Origin of the sequence: Candidatus Limnocylindrus sp., from assembly GCF_040397235.1 — a bacterium.
Lineage (GTDB): Bacteria > Chloroflexota > Limnocylindria > Limnocylindrales > Limnocylindraceae > Limnocylindrus.
The window spans coordinates 37,132-54,296 of sequence record NZ_JBBAWH010000004.1 but is presented as its reverse complement, the minus strand read 5'-3'; the positions used below and the strand labels follow the sequence as shown (position 1 = coordinate 54,296).

Sequence of the window (17,165 nt, the reverse complement as noted above, 5' to 3'; positions counted from 1 at the left end):
TTCACCCATGTTGAAGCGACCCTCCCGACCCAGCGTGCGCGGTGTGATGAGCCCCGAGCAGATTTCGGCGTGGGTTGGGCCCGTTGCCACACGTTGGCGTAAGCACCGCGATCTCGCCGCAGTTTCGATGGCGGCAATGCGCGGGATTGAGGCGAAGGCGCTGCGACTCGGACACACCTCCGAACAGTTGCTTGCGAGTGGCGGCGACGCGATCGCCGAACTCGCTCTGGCGCTCGCCAAGGGGCGCATTGCATCCGGTGCCGCCGCTCCTGGCGCGCCCGTTTTTATCCTCGCCGGATCTGGTGCCGAGTCGGCCCTGGCCCTTGAGGCTGGCTTGCGTATCGCTGCAGCTGGTACGCCGATTGTGGTGGCCCTCTGCGGCACACGCGCGCGGCCAGAGCATGCGGCAGCATCGGCCGCCTGGGATCGACTTGAGTCGCTAACAAATGCGCGACGCTTTCGCGTGCCAGACATGCGTGAAGCGGCGCACTTCCGCGCAGGCATTGAAGATGTTGCCCTGGTGATGGAGGCGCTCGGCGGCTCCACCGATGCGATCGTGCCACCCGTGCCAACGCAGGCAGGGATCGATCTGGTGATTCGCGCACGCGCCGCAGGCGTGCCCTGCCTGGCGATTACCTCACCAGTCGGGCTTGATCCGGAGACGGGGAGTCGACGACGCGGTGCACCTGGTGCAGATGTGACCATTACGCTGCACCGCCCGCTGATCACGCTCCTCAGCGAAACGTCGCGCAAGCTCGTTGGCGAGCTCATCGTTGCGCCGCTCGACCTGCCACGCGACGCTGATACGCTGGCACAGTGAGCCAGCCCAGGAGTCCGCTCCGCTCCGCAACGCTTGCTGCACTCGCCGCTGGAGCGGCTGTACTTGTACTGCAAGAGATCAGCGCGCTCGTACCACCGATCGGTTCAGCGGTGCGTAGCCTGCCAATTGTGGCGATCGTGCTGGTGCTGGCAACGATCTATATCGTGGTGCAGTTGATCCGTTCGCGTTAGTCGCGCTGCAGCATCCCCGTATCAAAGGTGCGCTCGGTGCCGTCGCGTAGTCGCGCGATGTTGTCGGCGTGAGCAAACCAGACCAACGCAGGTCCAACGATGCCATATGCAATGAGCGCGCCGTCGAGCATCCCGGTTGTGGTGTAGCTAAGGATGAAGAGGGCTGGAGCAAAGAGCGCTGCGGTGGCGAGTGACCCGAGCGAGACGATCCTGGTTCGCCAGATCACGATGAGGAAGATTGGCGCAACCGCAGCAAGTGCGAGTGGCGCAATCGCGAGCGCGGTACCGAAGCCGGTTGCGATGCCGCGACCCCCCTTGAAGCCGACCCAGATTGAACGGGTGGCGCCGATGACGGCAAAGAGCGCGGCGATCACAGTCCAGGTGCTCGTCCAGATCTCAGCCCCCTGCGCGGCCAGCGAGTGCACGGCGAGAACGGGGAGGGTCCCCTTGAGGATGTCTCCCGCGGAGACCACGGCGGCGCGTCGACGACCGAGCGCCCGTAGTGCATTGGTACCGCCAGTACGGCCAGAGCCGATTGAGCGTGGGTCGGGTCCACCGGTGAGGCGCGCCACAAGGAGACCGAACGGGATAGAGCCCGCCAGGTAGGCGCCCAGAGTGGCGGCGAGGATCAGCGGTAGGTCCATTGCGGCGGAGATTAGCAGCGCGCGGCAAGGGTCGGCGGCGGGGCGTAGGATTCTCGTATGCCCGACTACGACCTCCTAGTTCTCGGTGGTGGAACTGGTGGCTATGCCGCCGCCTTCCGTGCCGCCCAACTCGGCAAGCGCGTGGCGCTCGTTGAGCAGGAGAAGGTGGGTGGCACCTGTCTCCACTGGGGCTGCATCCCCGCCAAGGCGATGCTGGAGAGCGGCGACCTGCTCGCCAAGATCGGCAAGGCGGCCGACTACGGCATCCAAGTCACCCCCGCCACTGGCATCGACACGACCGTCGTTGGCGCTCGCCGCGACAAGATCGTGGCCAAGATGCACGCCGGCCTCAAGAGCCTCTTTAAGAAGAACAACGTCGAGCTGATCGCCGCCCGCGGCACCATCACAGCACCGGGCAGCATCAAGGTGGCCCTCGTCGACGAAGCGGGCGCACCAACTGGCGAAGAGCGCACAATCACCGCCACCGACATCGTCGTTGCCACGGGATCGAGTGTGCGCAGCATTCCAGGACTCGAGACCGACGGCACGGTCATCGTCGACAGTGATGACATCGTCACGGGGACACTGCATCCGAAACGTGTCATCGTGGTTGGCGGCGGCGCCGTTGGCTGCGAGTTCGCCTCCTACTTCCGCGACCTCGGCGCCGAAACCACCATCGTTGAGATGCTCCCCGCAATCGTGCCGCTCGAAGATCGCGACGCATCGAAAGAGCTTGCGCGTGCCTTCACCAAGCGCGGCATCGCCATCCACGTCGCACACCGCATTACAGAGGGGAGCCTGGTACGTAGCGCCGATGGCGTAACGCTGAGCATTGAGCCGGTTGACGGCTCGGGCACCGCAACGCCGCTGAGCGCCGACCTGCTCGTTATTGCCGCCGGTCGCGTGCCAAACAGTGCCAACATCGGTCTCGAGAACACCGCAGCCACTGTTGAGCGCGGCTTCATTACTGTCGACGCACAGATGCGCACCAAGCAGGAGCACCTCTATGCCGTGGGTGACGTGATCGGTGGACTGCAGCTGGCACACGTTGCCGCACACGAGGGCTTGATCGCTGCTCACGCGATTGCGGGTCAGCCGATTCACGCGATGAACTACGCGAAGCAGCCACGCGCCACCTACTGTCGCCCCGAGGTTGCCTCGGTCGGTGCCACCACGCAAGAGCTGGAGCGCGACGGTGTGCCCTTCGTTGCAGGGGTGATGCCATTCGCTGCGATCGCCAAGGCGCAGATCGGTGGCGACAGCGATGGCTTCTGCAAGGTGCTGCGACACGCCGAGAGTGGCGAACTGCTCGGCGTGCACATGGTTGGCCCGAAGGTGACTGAGCTTATCGCCGAGGCGAGCCTCGCCCTTGAGCTCGGCGCGACCGCCGAACAGGTGGGCGGCACCACGCATCCACATCCAACGCTCAGTGAGGTACTCGGCGAGGCGGCACTCATCTCGCTCGGCCGCTCGGTGAACTTCTAGTGGCTGGGTCGCCGCTGATCGGTCGACAGCTGCCAATGCTTGGCGCCTCTCCAAGCCACACCGAAGAGATTCTCGTCGCCTCGAAGCACCCAGAGTGGATTCGTTCAAAGGCCCCAGGCGGCGCACGCTATCGCGAACTGCAAACGCTGATGCGCACGAAGAGCCTGAACACCGTCTGTGAAGAGGCACGCTGCCCAAACATCGGCGAGTGCTGGGAGCAGGGGACCGCGACGGTAATGATTCTCGGTGACACCTGCACGCGCGCCTGCGGCTTCTGCGCCGTGAAGACCGGTCGACCGGATGGCCTTGACCTTGATGAGCCGCGCCGCGTTGCCGAGGCACTTGCCTCGCTAAACCTCGACCACGTGGTGGTGACGAGCGTCGCCCGCGACGACCTTGCCGACGGTGGAGCGGCAATCTTCGCCGCCACGATTCGTGAGCTTCGTGCCCTTGCACCAGACACGGGTGTTGAGGTGCTGATCCCCGACTTCGACGGCCGCGAGGAGCCGCTCCGTGCGGTCATGGAGGCGGCCCCCGACATCGTTGACCACAACCTCGAGACGGTGCAGCGCCTGCAGAAGCCGGTGCGGAAGCGCGCCCGCTGGGAGCGTTCGCTCGAAGTGATTCGCCGCGCCAAGGAGATGGCGGCGGAGCTCGGCAACCCGGTGCATACCAAGAGCTCGCTGATGGTTGGGCTTGGCGAGGAGCGCGCCGAACTGACCGAGGCGTTTAAGGCTCTGCGCGCCGTTGACTGCGACGTGCTGACGATTGGCCAGTACCTGCGCCCAACCGCCAAGCACCTGCCGCTGGTGCGCTACTACACGCCCGCAGAGTTCAACGAGATGCGCGACGAGGCGTTAGCGCTCGGCTTCAAGCATGTGGAGTCGGGCCCGCTGGTGCGCAGCTCGTATCACGCGCGAGACCAGGTGCCGGCTGGCTCCCCAGCGCTACGTGGCCGCCGCGCCGAGCGAGCGAGCGCATGAGCCGCGCCATCACGCTGAGCCCGCGCATTCCACTCGCTGAACTTCACTGCCACCTGGGTGGCTCCGTGACGCCAGCGATCATGTGGGGGATCGCGCACTCGCAGGGGATTCGACTCCCATCGAAGGATTACTGGGCCTTCCGCAAGATGATCACCGCGGGGGCCAAGCGCACGCGCAGCTTCAACGGCTACCTTGACCTCTTCCACTGGACGGAGCTAATTCAGTCATCGCCGATCGCGGTGGAACGCTCCGTGTACGAGGTGGTTGCTGGTGCGTATCGCAAGAACCACATCACCACCATGGAGCTGCGCTTCAATCCGATGAAGCGCAATCGCAACGGTGAGCAGGACCTTGACCACATCATTGCTGCGGCAATCCGTGGCGCTGACCGCGCTGCGCTGGAGTATCCAGTGATGCCAGGTCTCATCCTCTGTCTCGACCGCGGCTTTACCTATGCGCAGAACGAGATCATCGTGGAGAAGGCGATTGCCTGGAAGAGCCGCGGCATCGTCGGCATCGACGTTGCCGGCCCTGAGTCAGCCGCCTTCAAGGTTGCCGAATACAAGAAGCTCTTCCGCCGCGCCCGTCTCGCCGGCCTCGGCATCACCGTGCACACGGGTGAGTCTGGCCCCGTCAGCGAGGTGCTCGACGTGATCAAGAACCTCGAGCCCGACCGCATCGGCCACGGCGTGAAGTCGGCGCAAGATCCTAAGACGCTGAAGGCGCTCGCCGAGCGCAAGATTGTTCTCGAGATCTGCCCAACCTCAAACCTCATGACGCAGGTGGTGAAGGATTGGGACGAGTTCCGCCAGATCTTCGACGCCCTGCGCAAGAACAAGGTGCGCTATGTGATCGGCACCGACGGCCCCGAGATGCTGCAGACCTACATTCGCGACGAGCTCGCCGCCCTCGGCAGGCACAGCATCCTTTCCGTAGAGGAGCAGGAGATCGCCGCCGCCATGTCCATCAAGGCAAGCTTCGTGAAGAACGCCAGCAAGGCGGCAATTCCGCGCAGTGCGGGCACCTCGCCGCGCACGCTGAAGGAAGAGGTCTAGTTCCCCGCTGCGTCGTAGAGCGATGTGCGCAGCGCATCGATGAATGCCTGATCAGTCGCCCCCTCCATCACCAGCACGTAGGGCGAGGCGTCAATCATCAGTAGGCTCGCGGGGTCCGTGACCCACTCCGCGGCGCAGGTATCGACCGTGGCACGCAACTTGGTGTACGAGGCGTCGTTGCGGAAGCGGTAGAGGCGGGCGGGGAGGGGAGTAGCCTCGCCGAGCCCAGCGATCGTGAAGGAGATCGCCATGGGGGCGAGCCCCTGGTCGGTGCACCCTGCATCGCCGCTCACGACCGTGTCGACGGTGAGGTTGAACTTGGAGAATCGCTTGGTGAGCCCGGCGAAGTCGGTGGGGGTCGCTTTGGGCGACCCATGGATCGCATCGAGCCCCGAGCCGCAGCCCACCAGCAGCAGGGCCAGGGAGGCAACCAGGGCGATTCGGCTCTTCATGCACTAACCCTACACGCAGGGTCCAAAACGGCCTCCCGCCTCCCAGTTGGACGCATAGCGCCCCGATCGGTATCATCTGCATCCGGGCACGGCCCGCACTCGGGGCGCATTCGTCTAGCGGCCTAGGACACTGCCCTCTCAAGGCAGAGACCACCGGTTCGAATCCGGTATGCGCTACCACTACCCCAACAGCGATTTAGCCAAAAGGCACCACGGACGCTTTAGGAAACTTCAATTACACTTGCGCCATGACTGATGAGCAGCCTAACCAAGGGACCGCCCTCGACCGACGGATTCTCGTGGAGCTGGAGCCCGAGGCCGCCCGACTGCTGGATCGCCATCTCAAGGTGGCGGAAGAGTGGTTCCCGCACGAGTTCATCCCGTACCGTCTCGGCCGCGACTTTGACAAGGAGCCCTGGACCCCTGACCACCCGCGACTGACGGGCGTGGCGCAGACCGCGTTCGAGATCGGGCTGCTGACCGAAGACAACCTGCCCAGCTATCACCGCCTCATTCACGGCATGTTTGGCTCTGGCGACGGCGCCTGGATCAACTGGGTGGGTCGCTGGACGGCGGAGGAGGGGCGGCACGCCATCGTCCTGCGCGACTACCTCACGGTCACCCGCAACATCGATCCAGTCCTCTTGGAGCGTGGCCGCATGAGTCAACTTGAGAAGGGCTACGAGCACCCCTTTCCAGACACGCTGCACGGCCTTGCCTACGTCGCCTTCCAAGAGCTGGCGACGCGTATCGCGCACCGCAACACCGGGCGCTACTCCGACGATCCCGTGGCGGATCGGATCATGGCTCGCATCGCTGCCGATGAGAACATGCACATGGTGTTCTACCGCGACATGCTGAAGGCGGCGATCCAGCTTGAACCTTCGGCCGCGGTGCGGGCGATTGTCGACGAGGTCCTTGGCTTCCAGATGCCGGGTGCAGGCATTCCGAACTTTCTCCGCAAGGCCGCGGATGTGGCGAAGGCCGGGATCTACGACCTGCGCGTCCATCGCGATGACGTCCTAATGCCGATCCTGCGCTTCTGGGGAATCTTCGAACTGAGCGGACTCGACGCTGCGGCCGAGCAGGCGCGCATCCGCCTGCATGAGCATCTTGAGAAACTCGACGCTGCCGCCCGCCGCTTTGAGGAGCGCCTGGCATTGTCAACGGTTCCGCGCCTGGAGCGCGCCCGCTAGCCTCGTCCCTCAATCTGTTAGCCGCGGAGTCCCGCGGCATTAGCTGTTTCCCCCTGTCATGATGCGCGCATGAATGTGCAGCTCGGTACCGCCATCGCCGCTCCTGGAAGTCGCGCCACCGGTTGGCTCGCCATAGAGACGGCTCCTGGCGAGCAGACGCAGATCCCTGTGGTCGTAATCAATGGTGGGCAGCCTGGCCCACGCCTCGCCATCACCGCGGGCATTCATGGCGGCGAGTACACGGGGCCAGCCGCACTTCGTTCGCTGCTGCTCTCGGCTGAGGCTGGCGACCCAACAACACTCAGCAACCTCAAGGGCTCGATCATTGCGACGCTCGCCACGAGCCCCGCAGCCTTCAAGGCGCGCTCGATCTACGTCAATCCGCAAGACGACAAGAACCTGAACCGCGTCTACCCGGGCTCGGCGACGGGGAGTGCAAGTGAGCGGATCGCCCACGCGATTGCGACGCAACTCATGACCGGTGCCGACGTCTACCTCGATCTGCACGCGGGCGACATCAACGAGGCGCTCTCGCCCTTTGTCGGCATCGAACAGACGGGCGACGCTGCACGCGATGCACGCGCCGTGGCGCTCGGCCGCGCCGTTGGCGCAGAGTGGCTGCTGATTGGTGCGAGCCCTGGCACCACCACCTCGACCGCCGAGCAGCTCGGCGCGATCGGCATCCTCTGTGAGTTCGGTGGACAGGGGCACGTGGAGCCCGAGTTCGTCGCGCGCCATGCCGCCGGCGTGCGCGGCGTCATCGCCGAGATGGGGATGGGCAGCTTTCCGCAGAGCCCCATCGAACGCGAGGTCGGCCCGCTCAAGCCTGGCGCCAGCACTCGCCTCAACAGCGAGGCGTGGCTGCGCGCCGAGATCCCTGCCGATGTCGCCGGCTACTGGCACCCGGCTGTGGCCGTGGGCTCTGTCGTCAAGAAGGGCGAGAAGCTCGGCGAGGTGCAGGGCGTGTTTGGCGATGTGCTGCAAACGCCTACGGCACCGATTGATGGTGTAGTGATCTTCTTGGTTACCACTCTCGCCATGAACAACGGCGATCCGCTCCTGGCGCTCGGTGGCGACCCCGAGGGGGGCGTGTGGCCGTAGCGCCCACGCACTCGCGCCTCGCCGCGTTTAGCGCGGGCGGCCTCGACGTTGAGGTGCACCTGTGGGATATCCCGTATCTGGTGCCGTTCCGCATCGCGCGACCCGATCCGAACGAGGAGAGCTCGCGCACCGCGTTCGTGCACATCACCGATCGCGCCACCGGCCTCGAAGGGTGGGGGGAGGGCTGCGCCGACCCGTATTACGGCGACACCCCAGAGACAATCGCCGCCGTTGCGCCACTCCTCTTCTCGGTAGCGCTCCCCGCAATCGAGGCCGCACTCGCCGAGGCGGGTGGCGCAACGACTGGCAACGGCTACGCAGCGGCCCGTGGCCTAGCGGGCATCAGCGGCCGCGCGCCCGATGCACTCGCCCCAATGAGCGCTGCGATGGATATCGCCCTCGGCAATCACGGTGCCGCCAAGTCGGCGATCGAGCAGGCACTACAAGATCTGCTCGCCCGATCGGCGAAGACCTCGTTGCGCCGCTGGCTCGGTGCGCCAGAGACGATGGGGCATACGAACCTCACCATCGGTATCGCGCCGATTGACACCATGGTGGAACGCGCCGCCGCCGCAACGAAGTACCCGAGCCTCAAGCTAAAGGTTGGCCTCGGCGGGGAAGAGGAGCTGCTGCGTCATGTGCGCGAGGTGTATCAGGGGCCACTGCGCCTGGATGCGAACTGCGGCTGGAGCCTGGAGCGAGCGCTGGAACTTCTTCCGCTCATCGAGCGCAGCAACGTCGAGTTGCTCGAGCAGCCGCTGCAGCCTGGCCGCATCAAGAACATGGCGGCCCTCGCCGCCGCCACCGAGATCCCCGTGATCGCCGATGAGGACTGCATCGTGTACGACGACATTGAGCAGCTCGTTGGCCTGGTCGATGGCGTCAACCTGAAGCAGGTGAAGATCGGCGGGCTTGGCCCATCACTGCGTGGCTTCCGCAAGGCGGAGTCGCTCGGCCTGCGCCGCATGTTCGGCTCCATGGTGGAAACGAAGCTCGGCACCGCGGGCGCCGCTGCCGTTGCGGGAGCGGCAGAGTTCCTTGACCTCGACGGGCCGATCGGCCTCATCGGCGATCCATTCACTGGCCTCAATCTTGACGAGGGGTGCCGCTGGATACTGAACGATGACCAGCCGGGGAGTGGCGTAACCTTTTCTCCAGACGCGAACGGCTAGGGGATAGGCGCGAATCTTCTGCTCAGCGGGCGTTAGGGCTGTGGGAACGACTTGAGGATAATCTCAATCCCAAGCCCATCCGAGAGCTCAATGCTCGCTGGGTCGCTGACGACCTCGCCTAGAACCTTCACTTCGGCGAGCCCAGCGTTCACTGCATCTGGAATCGTTGGATTGGTGGAACGTCGCCAGATCTCCAGGAAGTCGGCAAGGGTAGCGGCCGTTGCGGCGGGAGCCTCAACGTGCAACTCCCCCGTCTCAGCATGGGTATGCAGCCAGTACATGCAGCCGGTTCCGACGCCGATATCTGGTGGAACATCGGCACTGGTGCCGTCGGGAAGATAGACGGCGAGTTGCGAATGCAGGTGGAACGCGGCGTCGTACCCACCCGAGTCGCAAGAGACATCTCCAACTGTCTCTCCGAATCCAGGTGCGGTCGGGGCAAGTGGCACGCCGTACTTGTCGGTGCTTGCGCATCCCGCAATGAGCACGATGGCAGCGAGGAGAGTGAATACTCCGCTGATGTGGTGACGCTTTTGCATGTCAAATCCTCCAATCATCATTTCCCGCCCTAATAGCCTTAGGCGCGGATCTTCCGCCGGGCCATCTCGCCCTCTATTTGGTGCTCTGCCTCAACGTAGAGGTCAATCTCGTCGCGGAGCTTGTTCGCCTCAGGGGTATAGAGATGCACCTGTTGCTGCAGGATGTAGGAGAGGCGGCGCGAGGTCATGCGGGTGTGGTCAAGGTTCTTCATCAGGACCAGGGGGTCCATCGATGCCAGCTCGGTTCCGTCATAAAGGGCCTTCATACCTCTATTCTACAAGAAGCTGGCCCCGTAGCTCAGTGGATTAGAGCAGCTGCCTTCTAAGCAGTTGGTCGCAGGTTCGACTCCTGCCGGGGCCACCAGTTCACCCTCACCGTTGTGCCTCTCCCGCCCCCATCTTGTGCATCTGCACGAAAAGAACTCCCAAGATCGTGTCATTTTGCCCAGTTTTGGGGGTCTGCAGCACGGTGGGGTGGCGTAGGTTGAGCACGACACGCCGCTGGTCACGCAGGTGACCGCTCCAGGCAGCGCGGAGGCTGTCCGGAGGTGGGGTTCCGGTCGGCCGACCGTCCATTCGGCCCAGGGGAGGAAACCATGGCAACGATTGCCTCGTACTTCGAGCTCAAGAAGCGTGGGACCACGGTCGGGACGGAAGTCCGCGCCGGTGCCACCACGTTCTTGGTGATGGCGTACATCATCTTCGTGAACGCGAACTATGTCGGCGCGGGCGCCGCAGGCGGCGCGATCGGCGCTGCGGGCGCACCAAGCGCTGAAGCGATCTTCGCCGTCACCGCGCTCGGTGCCGGCCTGCTCACCATTCTCATGGGCGTGGTGTCGAACTACCCGTTCGCCGTGGCCGCAGGGATGGGGCTGAATGCGGTCGTCGCATTCCAGCTGATTCTTGGTCTTGGGCTCACCTGGTCCGAGGCGATGGCCGTGATTGTCTGGGAGGGCATCTTCATTACGATCTTGATGCTCACCGGACTCCGCAAAGCGCTCCTCGAGGCGATCCCACTCAACCTGAAGCGTGCGATTGCCGTTGGCATTGGACTCTTCCTGCTCTTGATCGGCCTCTTTGAGGCCAATGTCGTCGTGAAGTCGTTCGCTGGCACCGTGCCACTCGGGCTCTTCTCCGGCATCGGCTTCGGCGGTACCGAGATTCCACGGGCGGATCTTCCGCAGCTGGCAATCTTTGGCGCTGGGCTTTTGACCGCACTCGCACTGATCCGCCGACCGGGCGGCATCTTGATCTCTATCGGTGTCGGCACGGCCGTCGCACTTGCGCTTGGGGTCAGCTCAATCCCAAGCAGCTTCGTCAGCCCGCTTGATGCATCTAACTTTGTTGGCATCGGTCAGGCGTTTGGCTCAATGCTCACCGTCTGGTCGAGCGGCGCAGGCTTCCTCGCGGTTGCGCTCGCCGTCTTCTCGATCATGTTGAGCGACTTCTTTGACACGGCCGGCACGATGGTCGGTCTCGGCGCACGCGCCGGACTCTTGAACAGCAAGGGTGAACTTCCTGGTGCAAAGCGCGTCCTTCTGGTCGACTCGATCGCGGCGATGACTGGTGGCGCCCTGGGCGTCTCCTCCAACACCACGTACATCGAGTCTGCCGCAGGCATCAAGGAGGGTGGTCGCACCGGTCTGACCAGCGTGGTGACCGGTCTTCTCTTCCTCGCAGCCGTGCTGCTCTCGCCAATCGCAGGGATCGTTCCTGCTGCGGCGACGGCACCAGCGCTCGTGATCATTGGCTACCTCATGTTTGAGGCGATTCGCGATGTGCAATGGAAGGACGCCGTCGACGGCTTCCCAGTGCTCGCAACGTTGATCGTGATGCCACTCTCGTACTCGATCACCGACGGTATCGGTGTCGGGTTCATTACCTACGCCATCTTGAAGGTGACGTCAGGGAAGGCTCGCGACGTGAAGCCCCTCTTCTGGGTCTCCATTGCCGCGTTCCTCGTGTACTTCTTGGTGAAGCTCGGCATTATCGCCGTCTGAGTCAAGCGTTCGCCCAGTGGGGGCGCAAAGAGGCCAGTCCCTTCGGGGGCTGGCCTCTTTCATTGCCGTGTAGGATTCGCTCGTGAGCAGGTCGCTGTGCTCGCAGAGGAGGTCTCAATGAGGGTTCGCAAGCTCGCCGCAGCCTTGACGCTCGTGAGTCTCCTGTTGAGCGGCGCGGGCTCAGCCCTGGCGCATCAGCCAGTCCTGATCGATAGCGAGGCGACGGAGGTCGTTGAGCCAGAGATCTCCAAGGCCTACTTCGGCAGGCTGTCAGGCGCGCCCCACACGTATCGAATTGATTCCGATGTGGAGTTCAACCTGTACGTGGGCATTCTCGTTCCAGAAGATGGGAGCCCCAAGAAAGACGTGACCGCCGAGATCTATGCGGGTACCGAGCTGATCGCCACCCTCGGAGGCGTCGGTGCCGAGTGGGTGACCTTCTACGAACCGTTCGGGCAGAACACCTATTGGGATGGCGGGGAGTACCGTACTCGGGCTCCCGCCGGCGTCTACTCCATCACTATCTCCAGCCCTGAAAATCAGAGTAAGTATTCACTCGCGGTTGGGGAGATTGAGTTCTTTGACCTCGAAGATCGAGCGAATGCTTTGGTCGTGCTGCCAGAGATTCAGCGAGAGTTCTTCGGCTCGTCACCTGTTGAGATGGTTGGCACTCGATTCGGCATCTTCAATCTCGTTGTGATCTTGGGCGCGGCACTCGTGTCGAGCCTGCTGTATCGCCTGCTCTTTCGAAACGTTCTCGCTCGCCTCGCGGGAGAGCGACGCTGGAGCATCAACTGGAAGTTCAGAGTGATCGCAGGTCTGGCGCTGTTCGGTTGGGCGATCGCCACCTCGTGGAGTCCCGTGGTGCTCTACCTCTCTGGGCTCACCCTCTTTGAGGCCTTGTTAGGGAGACTAGGCGTGTCAGATTCGGAGAGGGCTGCGGGCGCGCCACTCCGCTAGGCGATGTGCCCCGCCTCGCTGGGGGGCAGGGCGTAGCCAAGGTCGCGCAGGATCTGACGGCTGGCGATGTAGCCCGAGAGCATAACCAGCGGGATGCCGCCGCCTGGCTGCGTGCCGCCACCGGCGAAATAGGCATTGCGTAGATCGCTGGAGCGATTCGCTGGGCGGAAGTAGGCGCTCTGGAAGAAGCTTGCGGCGAGGGCGAAGATCGAGCCGTCGTGGCAGCGCTGCTCGTTCTCGAATTCGAGCGGTGTCCAATCGGCGACCTCTTCAATCTCTTCGGGCTTCAGGCCGGTGCGCTCGCAGACGCGCTTGATCGTGGCGGCGCGGTACTCGTCGCGATGCTCGGCCCACCAGCTGCGATCCTTGAGTGGCGGCACCGGGGTCAGCACATAGAGGGTGGTGCGGCCGTCGAGCTTGGCGGTCGGATCGGTGGCGGCAACGTGCTGGATGTAGAGGGTTGGGTCGCCGCTCGGCACCGGCGAGTCGATGATGCGGTCGAGCTCCTCGTTCGGGTTCTCGGGGTGCCAGACGGTGTGATGGGCGAGATCGGGGAAGGTGCGCTTCACCCCCAGGTGCAGGATGTAGGCGCTCGACGACGGGGTGATGTGCTTGAAGCGGCGGCGGCTGAAGAGGCCAAGGTGCTCGTCGCCGATCAGGTCGCGATGGGCGTGCACGATGTCGGCATTGAAGAGCACCGCGTCGGCCTCAATGCGCTCCTCGCCCGGCTGGTTCGGCGCGGCGGGGCCGCTGCCGAGCGCTCGCGTGTCGCTGCGCGGTGCCACGCGCAGCGCGCTGATGCGCTTCTTGCTGATGATGCTGCCGATCGCGTCGGTGCCGTAGCGAAACTCCACGCCGAGGCGACGGGCGAGCCGCTCCATGGCGAGCGGCGCTTCGTGCATGCCCCCCTGTGGATGCCAAGTGCCGAACTTCGCCTCGATGTACGGAATCGAGAGGAATGCGCCGGGCACGCTCTGCGGCGTTGAGCCCAAGTAGATGGACTTGTAGCGCATCACGTGACGAATGCGCTCGTCGTGGAAGGTGCTGTTGATGCGGCGGCTGTACGGCGTGGCGGCATCGAGACGAATCCCTGCGAGCCACGACATCGGTGCCAACAGGCTGAGTGGGCTCAGCGACTGTCGGAAGAAGGTCTGGTCCAGTTCGCGCCAGAGCTTCTCACCGCGGCGCATGAAGGCGGGGATCCCCGCTGCGTCGCGCGGATCAAGTGCACCGAAGCTTGCGGCGAGTTTGGCGAGGTCGCTCGACGTTTCAAGCACACTCCCGTCGGCGAAGAAGGTGCGCGACGCAGGTTCTACTTTCAGCAGCGTGAGGTCATCACTGCGCTTCGCGCCAGCGGCGCTCCAGAGCTGATCGAAGAGTTCTGGCAGGGTGAAGATCGTCGGGCCGCTATCCCAGCGATACGGGCCGATCTCGCGTCGGCCCATCTTGCCGCCGGGGCGCGTGCCGCGCTCGACGACGGTGACCTGCACCCCCTCGGCGGCGAGGCGAATGGCGGTGGCGAGTCCGGCGAGGCCGGCGCCAACAACAACGACGCGCTTCGGTGCGAGGCTCATCGGCGCTGCAGAACTGCGCGGCCCACGGAGACGCCGAGGGCGATCGCGGTGCCAGCCATCGCCAGGATCCCGGCAGGGATCGCCGCATCGACGCTGACACTCAGCAAGACCATCATGGTGATCGATGCGCCCAGGGCCACGTTGGTGATGAGGAATAGGCGATAGAGGCGACGCCCCGCCTCACCACGAGCATCGCGCCCAATGAAGCAGAGGGCGAGGTAAGGGAGGGCGAGCAGCGCCGCTGCCGGTGTTCCGGTGACGGAGGCAACACCCAGCCCAACGAGCGCAAACCAGGCGGCGGCGAAGAGCGCCGTGTTGCGACGGCCAAGGAGCACCGCAATGGTGCGCACGCCAGCTGCGGCATCTTCATCGCGATCGGTGATGGTGGTGAGCGCATGCGCGCCGATCCCCCAGGCGGCGAAGACGAGCACTGGTGCGTCGATCAGGTTCGGGCTCCCTGCCGCATGTAGCCCGATCTGCAGTGGAATCGCGTAGAGCACGTTGGTGAGTGAGTCCAACACTGGCCGCCCCTTTAGGCGCGTTGGTGGTGCGTTGTATCCGGCGGAGAGAACGAGCAGCACAAGGAGCGAGAGCAGGGTGAGCGGCGGCGTTGTTGCCGCAACGGCAACAAGGAACGGCGCCAAAAGGAGGGTGCTGATGATCGCGTGTCGCGCCAGGAGCGGCTTCGGTGTGAGGGCGCCCTCAATGCCGCCCTTGCGCGGATTGCGCGCGTCGGTCTCAAAGTCGAAGTAGTCATTCGGCGCGTGCAAGAAGTAGTTGTACGGGAAGAGGAAGAAGGCGAAGAGGACCACATCACTGAGAACAAGATTTCCGCGCAACCCAATCGCACCCCAGAGCAGCGGCATCGACGTGTTCAGCCAGAGCAGGGGTCGCGAGATCTCAATTGCCTTAAGTAGATTGCGGATGGAGCCTCCTTCGTTCTCCCCTCATCGTAGGGGAGGGGGCTAGACTTAGTTTCTATGCCTGTAGCCGCCCCACACGTCACGCTACGCAGCCCTGAGCCGGCGCTGATCGCGCTGCCGTGGGCGAAGCCGTTACGCGACTGGGCCAGCCCCGAGGTGGAGTTGGTGCCGCTCGAAGTCGGGCCGTCGCGTCACCTCGTGCGCTTCGTGCGCGTGGCCGGTCGTCTGTTGGCCGTCAAGGAGCTCCCGACGCCACTCGTGGAGCGCGAGTTTGCGATCCTGCGCCGCCTTGAGTCGGCGGGGATGCCGGCCGTGACGCCCGTCGGCGCCGTTGACCGCGGCGAAGGCGAGGGCTTCATCATCACCGACTACCTGCGCGGCAGCATTCAGTACCGGCGACTCCTCAGCACTCCGGGTGCCGCAACGTCGGGCCAATTTTCGGGTCGACTTCTTGACGCCCTTGCCGTTCTGCTCGTTGACCTTCACCGGCACGGCGTCTGGTGGGGCGACGGCTCGCTCGCGAACGCGCTGCTGAAGCGCGACGGGAATCGACTGCAGGCCTATCTCGTCGATGCCGAGACGGCCGAGTATCACGAGCAGCTGAGCGATGGGCAGCGCCAGCACGATCTCGACATCCTGGTGGAGAACGTGGCCTTCGGCCTCGCCGATGCCGCCGCCGCCCTGGGCGGCAGCGAGGTTGATACCGATGCGGCGGTGCGCGCCTCGGCGGCGCTGCGCGATCGCTACATCGCCCTCTGGGGGCAACTGCACCGCCCCTTCGTCGCGAGTGCAGACGATCGTCGCGCCGTGGCCACCCGCATTCGCGACCTGAACGTGCTCGGCTTTGCCGTCGAAGAGTTGAGCCTCGATGTGACGAGTGGCGAGGGGATGCGCGTCTCGCTGGCGATCGCTTCGCGCCGCTTCCACGCCGAGCAGCTCCTGCGCCTCACCGGCGTTGATGCGCTCGAGGGTCAGGCTCAACTCCTACTAAATGACCTTCACGAGTACGGGGTCTGGCTGCAAGTGCAGGGCGGCGCACAACTCGCCGCTGGACTCGTGGCGGCGCGATGGCGCGCCGAAGTTTTGGAGCCGACACTCGTTCGCCTGCGCCCGCACCTGGCTCCGGGCCGAGACGCGCTGCAGGCCTACTGTGATGCGCTAGAACACAAGTGGATCCTCTCCGAACGGGCTGGTGCCGATGTTGGTCTGGATGCCGCGGTGGTCGACTACGTCGCACTCGGCGCGCCGGCCCCCGAGAGTGCCCGCGCTGGCAGTGATGGCGTAGACACGATGTTTGCCGAAGACGCACTCGTCTCTGCAGCGGTGAGTGCCGCCGATGAGGATGCCTCGCGATGACTCGTCGTCGCACACCGCATGAGGTCCTCGGTGTGCCACTCGGCGCGAGCGCCGATGAGATTCGCGCCGCGCGTCGAGGGCTCGCCCGCGAGCATCACCCAGATCGATTCATGGATGACCCGCAGAGCGCCGCGAAGGCGACGCGCGAGATGGCCCTCATCAACGCTGCGGCAGAAGCACTGCTCGCTGAGGCGTGGGCCTCTGATGGTGCGCCCGCCGCTGAGCCTCCGGCAAAGGGTGGACATAAGCCAGAGCGCCCCGTCACCGCGAGCGTCGTGGTCGATGCCGCACCCGCCGCAAATGCGCGCACCAGTCGCCCGACGCCGATCAACTGGCGCCCAGAGCAGCCGTGGGCGCCGCGTGCGCCGCGCGGCCCCGTTGGCCCGCTCCCAGGCTCACCCGCGGGCCCCGTGGAGCGGAGCTTCGCGCCACTCCCGGCCGACTACCGACGCCCGACACTTAGCGAGGCCGCCACAACCGTCTTCGCCTTCGGTCGGTACGAGGGGGCAACGGTTGGTGACGTGGCGAAGCGCGATCCGGGCTACCTCGTTTGGTGCGCCGATAACGTGCGCCGCGATCAGGAGCTGGTGCGCGCAGCGAATGTGGTGCTCGACGATCTAGAAGAGCGCGGCGCGCCGCACCCACCTCGGGGGAGCACCAGGCGACCAACGGCACCGCTCTTCGATCCGAACAGGGAGTTGGAGTAGGCGTCAT

The 17,165-nt window shown here is 64.7% G+C and carries 18 protein-coding genes and 2 tRNA genes; 14 read left to right on the top strand and 6 right to left on the bottom strand.

Features of this window, described 5'->3' with window-relative positions:
• The first annotated feature begins 7 nt into the window (after positions 1-7).
• Both AC3LB0_RS04345 and AC3LB0_RS04340 read left to right on the top strand, forming a co-directional pair.
• Positions 8-820 carry an NAD(P)H-hydrate epimerase gene (locus tag AC3LB0_RS04345; RefSeq protein ID WP_488649941.1) on the top strand — a complete coding sequence of 271 codons (813 nt, stop codon included), beginning with the start codon at positions 8-10 and terminating at the stop codon, positions 818-820.
• Complete coding sequence (locus AC3LB0_RS04340; protein ID WP_488649940.1) at positions 817-1,011, top strand: hypothetical protein; 195 nt, start codon at positions 817-819, stop codon at positions 1,009-1,011. The genes AC3LB0_RS04345 and AC3LB0_RS04340 overlap by 4 nt, the downstream gene beginning before the upstream one ends.
• On the opposite strand, the gene plsY is transcribed toward AC3LB0_RS04340, so the two are convergent.
• A complete protein-coding gene (gene plsY, locus AC3LB0_RS04335) occupies positions 1,008-1,655 on the bottom strand; it encodes a glycerol-3-phosphate 1-O-acyltransferase PlsY (RefSeq protein WP_488649939.1) in 648 nt (215 codons plus the stop codon). The genes AC3LB0_RS04340 and plsY overlap by 4 nt on opposite strands.
• A 57-nt stretch (positions 1,656-1,712) precedes the next feature.
• On the opposite strand from plsY, the gene lpdA reads away from it, so the two are divergent.
• From lpdA to AC3LB0_RS04320, 3 genes are read left to right on the top strand one after another with little or no spacing between them, the layout of a single operon-like run.
• Positions 1,713-3,140, top strand: coding sequence for a dihydrolipoyl dehydrogenase (lpdA, locus tag AC3LB0_RS04330; RefSeq protein WP_488649938.1), 1,428 nt, complete (start codon positions 1,713-1,715; stop codon positions 3,138-3,140).
• Positions 3,141-3,175: 35 nt separating this feature from the next.
• Positions 3,176-4,123, top strand: a complete 948-nt coding sequence (gene lipA / locus AC3LB0_RS04325; protein ID WP_488650038.1) for a lipoyl synthase — start codon at positions 3,176-3,178, stop codon at positions 4,121-4,123.
• Entirely contained in the window at positions 4,120-5,178 is a 1,059-nt protein-coding gene (locus AC3LB0_RS04320) for an amidohydrolase family protein (RefSeq protein ID WP_488649937.1), read from the top strand. Before lipA ends, AC3LB0_RS04320 begins: the two co-directional genes overlap by 4 nt.
• On the opposite strand, the gene AC3LB0_RS04315 is transcribed toward AC3LB0_RS04320, so the two are convergent.
• Positions 5,175-5,630 (bottom strand): hypothetical protein, encoded by a 456-nt coding sequence (locus AC3LB0_RS04315; RefSeq protein ID WP_488649936.1) that lies wholly within the window; start codon positions 5,628-5,630, stop codon positions 5,175-5,177. The two genes, AC3LB0_RS04320 and AC3LB0_RS04315, sit on opposite strands and share 4 nt — an antisense overlap.
• Positions 5,631-5,733: 103 nt before the next feature.
• Between AC3LB0_RS04315 and AC3LB0_RS04310 the strand changes: the two genes are divergently transcribed.
• The 4 genes from AC3LB0_RS04310 (at position 5,734) to AC3LB0_RS04295 (ending at position 9,099) form a co-directional block, all read left to right on the top strand.
• A tRNA-Glu gene (locus AC3LB0_RS04310) sits at positions 5,734-5,810 on the top strand.
• 68 nt (positions 5,811-5,878) lie between these two features.
• Complete coding sequence (locus AC3LB0_RS04305; protein ID WP_488649935.1) at positions 5,879-6,826, top strand: acyl-ACP desaturase; 948 nt, start codon at positions 5,879-5,881, stop codon at positions 6,824-6,826.
• 69 nt (positions 6,827-6,895) lie between these two features.
• Positions 6,896-7,927, top strand: a complete 1,032-nt coding sequence (locus tag AC3LB0_RS04300) for a succinylglutamate desuccinylase/aspartoacylase family protein (RefSeq protein WP_488649934.1) — start codon at positions 6,896-6,898, stop codon at positions 7,925-7,927.
• Positions 7,918-9,099 carry an enolase C-terminal domain-like protein gene (locus AC3LB0_RS04295; RefSeq protein ID WP_488649933.1) on the top strand — a complete coding sequence of 394 codons (1,182 nt, stop codon included), beginning with the start codon at positions 7,918-7,920 and terminating at the stop codon, positions 9,097-9,099. The genes AC3LB0_RS04300 and AC3LB0_RS04295 overlap by 10 nt, the downstream gene beginning before the upstream one ends.
• Before the next feature lie 32 nt (positions 9,100-9,131).
• Here the strand turns inward: AC3LB0_RS04295 and AC3LB0_RS04290 are convergent, their stop codons facing one another.
• The gene (locus AC3LB0_RS04290) at positions 9,132-9,638 is read right to left on the bottom strand and encodes a hypothetical protein (protein ID WP_488649932.1); all 507 of its coding nucleotides are present in this window, start codon (positions 9,636-9,638) and stop codon (positions 9,132-9,134) included.
• A gap of 38 nt (positions 9,639-9,676) precedes the next feature.
• Positions 9,677-9,904, bottom strand: a complete 228-nt coding sequence (locus tag AC3LB0_RS04285; RefSeq protein WP_488649931.1) for a hypothetical protein — start codon at positions 9,902-9,904, stop codon at positions 9,677-9,679.
• Positions 9,905-9,925: 21 nt separating this feature from the next.
• Here AC3LB0_RS04285 and AC3LB0_RS04280 point away from each other — a divergent pair.
• The 3 genes from AC3LB0_RS04280 (at position 9,926) to AC3LB0_RS04270 (ending at position 12,598) form a co-directional block, all read left to right on the top strand.
• Positions 9,926-10,002, top strand: a tRNA-Arg gene (locus AC3LB0_RS04280).
• 232 nt (positions 10,003-10,234) lie between these two features.
• Positions 10,235-11,638 (top strand): NCS2 family permease, encoded by a 1,404-nt coding sequence (locus AC3LB0_RS04275; RefSeq protein WP_488649930.1) that lies wholly within the window; start codon positions 10,235-10,237, stop codon positions 11,636-11,638.
• Between the two features lie 117 nt (positions 11,639-11,755).
• Positions 11,756-12,598 carry a hypothetical protein gene (locus AC3LB0_RS04270; RefSeq protein ID WP_488649929.1) on the top strand — a complete coding sequence of 281 codons (843 nt, stop codon included), beginning with the start codon at positions 11,756-11,758 and terminating at the stop codon, positions 12,596-12,598.
• Here the strand turns inward: AC3LB0_RS04270 and AC3LB0_RS04265 are convergent.
• Complete coding sequence (locus tag AC3LB0_RS04265) at positions 12,595-14,172, bottom strand: phytoene desaturase family protein (RefSeq protein ID WP_488649928.1); 1,578 nt, start codon at positions 14,170-14,172, stop codon at positions 12,595-12,597. The genes AC3LB0_RS04270 and AC3LB0_RS04265 overlap by 4 nt on opposite strands.
• Complete coding sequence (locus tag AC3LB0_RS04260) at positions 14,169-15,038, bottom strand: UbiA family prenyltransferase (RefSeq protein ID WP_488649927.1); 870 nt, start codon at positions 15,036-15,038, stop codon at positions 14,169-14,171. The genes AC3LB0_RS04265 and AC3LB0_RS04260 overlap by 4 nt, the downstream gene beginning before the upstream one ends.
• 114 nt (positions 15,039-15,152) lie before the next feature.
• Here AC3LB0_RS04260 and AC3LB0_RS04255 point away from each other — a divergent pair, with 114 nt between their 5' ends.
• Both AC3LB0_RS04255 and AC3LB0_RS04250 read left to right on the top strand, forming a co-directional pair.
• Complete coding sequence (locus AC3LB0_RS04255) at positions 15,153-16,451, top strand: DUF4032 domain-containing protein (protein ID WP_488649926.1); 1,299 nt, start codon at positions 15,153-15,155, stop codon at positions 16,449-16,451.
• Positions 16,448-17,158 carry a J domain-containing protein gene (locus tag AC3LB0_RS04250; RefSeq protein ID WP_488649925.1) on the top strand — a complete coding sequence of 237 codons (711 nt, stop codon included), beginning with the start codon at positions 16,448-16,450 and terminating at the stop codon, positions 17,156-17,158. The genes AC3LB0_RS04255 and AC3LB0_RS04250 overlap by 4 nt, the downstream gene beginning before the upstream one ends.
• The last annotated feature ends 7 nt before the right edge of the window (positions 17,159-17,165 follow it).